This window comes from Cellvibrio sp. (assembly GCF_053579595.1).
Window position 1 is genome coordinate 1 of sequence record NZ_JBRFPI010000317.1, and the last position, 5,451, is coordinate 5,451.

Genomic DNA, 5,451 nt, shown 5'->3' on the forward strand with positions numbered 1-5,451 from the left:
GTGCCGGTTCCCTTGCGTGCAGCAACCCCTGCCGCGAACGCGCCCATCCAGCCGATAATAGTCCAGCCCTTACTTGCACCCGCGGTTTCGCACAGCTCTGCCGTCGCCATAATCGGATTGGCGCGCGCGCGGCGCCCCATCAAAATTTCCGCCATCATGATCGGAATACCGATCAGCGCGATGCACAGAAGATACATCAGCACAAACGCACCCCCGCCGTTCTCGCCGGTGATGTAGGGAAACTTCCAGATATTACCCAAACCTACAGCAGAGCCGGTCGCGGCCAAAATAAAACTGCCGCGCAATCCCCAGATAGTATGTTGTTTAAGTGGCTTCACGCGCTGCTCCTCTATTAACCCTGATTGGGCATCGTTATTGTTGGTTAAGCACAGATCGCACCAGACATAGCGCGCAAGAATAATATTCGACGGTGAATTGTACCTAGATTGCCGCAGCCGTATAAGCCCATGCCCTAGACTCAGCTCAAGACAGCCAGCCGATATCAAGACAGAGCGCAAGCTTTGCCGATATAATGCCAGCCCGTTTGACGACTTACCCCGAGTAGCATTGAGTTCATGGCCAAAAAAACGCAAAAAAACCAAGGCAGCACTATCGCCCTCAACAAAAAAGCCAAGTTCGATTACGAACTGCACGACCGCTTTGAAGCGGGCATTGCACTCACTGGTTGGGAAGTTAAAAGCCTGCGCGCGGGCAAAGGCAATATCACTGATTGCTACGTGGTGTTCAAAAATAACGAGGCCTGGTTGCAAGCTGCCCAAATCCAACCACTGCTGAGCGCATCCACGCATTTTGTGACTGACCCTTTTCGCAACCGCAAACTGCTGCTCAACCGCCGCGAAATTAATCGCCTGCAGGAAGCGGTAGAACAAAAAGGCTACACAGTAGTGCCCACTGCGCTCTACTGGAAAGAACATTTAATTAAATTGGAAATCGCCATCGCTAAAGGTAAACAGCTCCACGATAAACGCGAGACCGAAAAAGAGCGCGATTGGGCGCGCGATAAACAGCGTCTGTTCCAAACCGCTACCAAACGCGATTAATTTTTCCGGGGCTTTTCTAAAATAAAGTGTTACAAATAAAAAATGCCGGTATTGTGTGATACCGGCATTTTTTATTCCCGTTTTTCAACGCAACCGCAGCTTAGCGTTCGTGCACACTCAATTCACCAATCCCCGTGTAAACCTCGCGCCCACCGCCGTTAAAACTATCCCGTTCAACACCACCTGCAGCACCAATAATTCGAATCGATCTAGTCGCAATTGGGGTGAATGAAAGCGTGTGATTAATACCAATCCCTTTTAACCATTGGGAATTATCAAAATTTATTGCTGGCGCTATCTGCAGTTGCTGCACATTTTGCCACTCGCCCGCATTATCCAGATATTGCACTTGTAACGAAGTAAACCAACCGGCAAATTCTTTGGGTGTACCGGGATTAAAGCGCAGCACCGAAATCGTTTGCGGTTGCTCCCAACGATAGCCGTAAAAATCCTGCTTGTTTACAAGCGCATTTTCAGTGCTGTAATAGGTTGCTTCGAGCTGGCCATCGCGCAGTATTTGCGCGAGCGATTCACTTCTTTTGGGGTCATTTATATTGTGCAAGACCTCAGTTGCCGCAGCGGCAAGATTACGGGTATGTACATCGATAACATATTCGCGCTCAACGGTTTCTTGCCCGCGCGCCAAGCGCAATTTAAATCGATACAGCCCGGATGTTTTTGGCACGCCCGAGATGACACCGGAGCGCAACTGCAATCCCGAGGGTAACGCACTACTGAGCAGTGTTAATTTTTCATCGCTCGAGGCAATATCGACGCCGGTATCAAACGAAAACATTTGATCTTGCTCAGCAAACAACACAGGCGCAGAGGGTAACTCCAGCGGTGCAGAAAATTTTGCGCCAGAGTTAATTAAATAATATTCAACACCACTTTCAACAATCTTTTTTCCACCTTGCGCCAGAATAATTTTTTCACCTTCATGCGCCATGCGCGCAACCAAATCGCTGATGCGCGCATCAGGCAAATCAACCCGGCTGACATTAATATAGCGGTCGTTGTAGGGCTGACTCCAGTTTAACTCCGGGATCGGGAACAATAAATTTTTCGGCAATATCGCAGTGCCGCCCACAATTCCCAACAAGCCACTCATACTAGCCGCTTGATTGTCTGCACCAAAACCCATTGCACTTGCCATATCCAGGGTCTTTTGAAAATCACCTTCGCCATATAAAAGTGCGAGAATCGCACAGGCGCCATTTAAATTCGCATCAACCACCAACCAGGCATTTTTGTTGTAATCGAATGCGCGATAATAATGCTCCGCCATTACCGCACGCGCTTTTTGCCAATCATCGGGATATTTTTTGTGCAGCTGTTGCATATGCCGAACGATCGCCGCAAACCGGCTCTGCGTTGGCAACGCTGCCAAACCTGCGGCAATCAAGCGTTCAATATCGCGCTCAAAAAAGGCGGCGGAAAACATAGCGCCGTACATCACGGCGGGATCAATACCAAAATCGTCGCTGGTAATACGCCCGGCCCAGCGGGTTTTTGCAGCAGCATAATTCATCATGCCCGGCGCAGTCACCGCCCAGATTTCATTAACCAATTGCGGATCAATTTGAAACCACTGCGGATTTAATGTTTTGTGCCCGGTGAGCGGCGGCGAATATCCAGCGTGCATCAATGCCACCGCCTGCCGGTTGGCCACCCAGACTTTTTCACGCACGTGATCTTGCCATGCATTTGCCAGCGCCGAATAAGACGGCGTACTGCCGTGCTTTTCCATCTGCAATAAATACATGTATTCGATATCCGTATCGTCATCAGAAAACGCGCCATTCACCTCTTTTACTTTCGCAAGATATTCGCCAAAACCATAAGGAAATTTGTTGGGCCCCGGCTGGTCAATAAATTTGAATTCATAGGAGAGCCCGTAAGTATTGCCAATAATTTGGCCTAACCATGAAGCCTTCACTTTATCCTGATATTCGGCGACCGGAATTTTTTGGTAATGGGCGCTATCGGCCTGTACATAACAACTTGCAACCAAGAGCGCAGACATTGCTGTTGCCAGATATTTTTTCATCTTGTTATCTCCCACTATTTTATTGTTATCTGCATAACCAATGATGGGTGCAGCAGGAGAGCAGAATCGTCCTTGGGCGCTGGGTTGTCGTCCCACCTTTAGCCGATTTACGGTTTGGTTACCCTCACTTTAGGCAGCTGCGAAAGTGGGACAGCACACTGGAAATAAAAAAGGCGATCCGAAGATCGCCTTTTGGGATACAGCAAAACGTGCAATTAGCCCTTAGCACGCTCTTCCAGAATGGCTACTGCAGGCAATACCTTGCCTTCAACGAATTCAAGGAAAGCACCACCACCGGTAGACACGTACGAAATTTTGTCAGCCAGGTTCCACTTATCGATTGCCGCCAGCGTATCGCCGCCACCCGCAACAGAGAATGCATCGCTATCAGCAATTGCGCGTGAAATAGTTTCAGTACCTTTGGCGAACGCATCGAATTCGAATACGCCGCAAGGGCCATTCCACAATACGGTTTTAGCGTTTTTGATAATTTCCGCAACGCGCGCTGCGGTTTCAGGGCCGTAGTCGATAATTTCTTCATCAGGCTGAATTTCACTCGGTTTTTTAACTGTGGCGACAGAATTGTGATTCCAGGATTTGAAACCTTCTTTGGTGACACGTACATCAGTCGCAAAAACCACTTCAGTCGTTTTGCACAGACGCTGTGCTTCAGGGATCAAATCTTTTTCGTAGAGCGAGTTGCCAACTTGATTGCCTGCTGCAGCTACGAAAGTGTTGGAGATACCACCACCAACCACCAGAATGTCAGCGATTTTCGACAGCGCATCCAATACGCTCAATTTGGTTGATACTTTTGAGCCACCAACGATAGCCACCAATGGACGCGCAGGCTTATCCAATACTTTTGCCAAGGCTTCCAATTCCGCCGAGAGCAATGGACCTGCACAGGCGATAGGTGCAAATTTTGCAACGCCGTGGGTTGATGCTTGCGCGCGGTGTGCGGTGCCAAATGCATCCATCACAAATACATCGCACAAGGCCGCCATTTTTTTGGACAGCTCATCAGAATTTTTGCCTTCGCCCACATTGAAGCGCACGTTTTCCAGCAACACCAAATCACCTTCCATCGCAAAACCGTCAACCCAGTTTTTAACGAGTGGCACATCGCGACCCAGTTTTTCGCTCAGGTATTTTGCCACTGGCGCCAATGAAGAAGCCTCTTCATAAACACCTTCATCCGGACGACCGAGATGCGACATCACCATCACTTTTGCACCAGCAGCCAACGCCGCTTGAATGGTAGGAATAGAAGCATCAATACGCACAGCAGACGTGATGCGGCCATCTTCCAACGGCACGTTCAGATCCTGACGAATCAATACACGTTTGCCAGCAAGATCCTGATCTTTCATTAATTTTACGGTCATGGGGAGCCTCTTAGATAATGCCAATAATTTTTACTGAGCTGTCTTTAAAAAATATTTTCCCGGCTTTGCTACAGACTCATCAGGCACCAATGCATCCCAATGAGTTATTGATGCTTTGTCCAACCAAAATAATCGCTGGCCGGTAGTATAAATCTGAATGCCGTAAGCATTTTTCACTGAGCCATCTTCATAGGATTGAAAATAAATGCTCAATGTTTTTTCGTTGTTTCCAGTGCTGCACAAAATCGTTTCAAAAACTTGATAACCTTGGATGATTAGTTTGCAGGAGTCATTACTGACCTCCAACACATACTCAACAAACATTAATCGGTCGGGAATATCACCGCTTAAATCGGCTTCATAAATATATGAGCCTTGCCATTTTGTATTCGCAGATATATCGAATGAAAAAAGCACGCTCACAAGAACAAGAAATCGTTTTAATGTTTTCATTTATCAAGCTTTAGCTTTAACTGTCCCTAAAAAAACACACCCGACTCGCGCCGGGTGTTTTTTGTTGCTTAGTCTTCCAGCAATTCTTCAACGGTTGTTACGATGTTATCGACAGTGAAGCCGAAGTGTTCGAGCAATTTATTGCCCGGTGCTGATTCACCGAAAGTGGTCATGCCGATGATGCGGCCATCGAAGCCGACGTATTTGTACCAATAGTCAGCGTGTGCAGTTTCGATTGCAACGCGAGCGCCTACGCTGATTGGCAGCACGGACTCTTTGTAGGCAACGTCTTGTTGATCGAACACAGAGGTCGATGGCATAGACACGACGCGAATGTTTTTGCCTTTGGCTTTGAGGGCTTCTGCGGCTTTCACAGTAACGCCTACTTCTGAACCGGTTGCGATCAGGATGGCTTCTGGCTCGCCCACAGAATCAACCAATACATAACCGCCTTTGGCGATGTTGGCGACTTGCTCTGGAGTGCGCGCAAAGAAATCCA

General features: G+C 48.2%; 5 protein-coding genes and 1 pseudogene. 1 reads left to right on the plus strand and 5 read right to left on the minus strand.

Features of this window, described 5'->3' with window-relative positions:
- Window positions 1–338: pseudogene (locus tag ACWA6V_RS16620) on the minus strand (sodium-dependent transporter); the annotation flags it as partial.
- A gap of 237 nt (window positions 339–575) precedes the next feature.
- Between ACWA6V_RS16620 and smpB the strand changes: the two are divergent.
- Window positions 576–1,061, plus strand: coding sequence for an SsrA-binding protein SmpB (smpB, locus tag ACWA6V_RS16625; protein WP_449523538.1), 486 nt, complete (start codon window positions 576–578; stop codon window positions 1,059–1,061).
- Window positions 1,062–1,161: 100 nt separating this feature from the next.
- Here the strand turns inward: smpB and ACWA6V_RS16630 are convergent, their stop codons facing one another.
- From ACWA6V_RS16630 to ACWA6V_RS16645, 4 genes are all read right to left on the minus strand, one after another.
- Window positions 1,162–3,111, minus strand: a complete 1,950-nt coding sequence (locus ACWA6V_RS16630) for an ADP-ribosylglycohydrolase family protein (RefSeq protein ID WP_449523539.1) — start codon at window positions 3,109–3,111, stop codon at window positions 1,162–1,164.
- Window positions 3,112–3,326: 215 nt separating this feature from the next.
- On the minus strand, window positions 3,327–4,499 hold the full coding sequence (locus tag ACWA6V_RS16635) for a phosphoglycerate kinase (RefSeq protein ID WP_449523540.1): 1,173 nt from the start codon (window positions 4,497–4,499) through the stop codon (window positions 3,327–3,329).
- 30 nt (window positions 4,500–4,529) lie between these two features.
- Window positions 4,530–4,952, minus strand: coding sequence for a DUF5991 domain-containing protein (locus ACWA6V_RS16640; protein WP_449523541.1), 423 nt, complete (start codon window positions 4,950–4,952; stop codon window positions 4,530–4,532).
- Between the two features lie 68 nt (window positions 4,953–5,020).
- On the minus strand, window positions 5,021–5,451 hold a 431-nt coding region (locus tag ACWA6V_RS16645), incomplete at its 5' end, for a transketolase-like TK C-terminal-containing protein (RefSeq protein WP_449523542.1).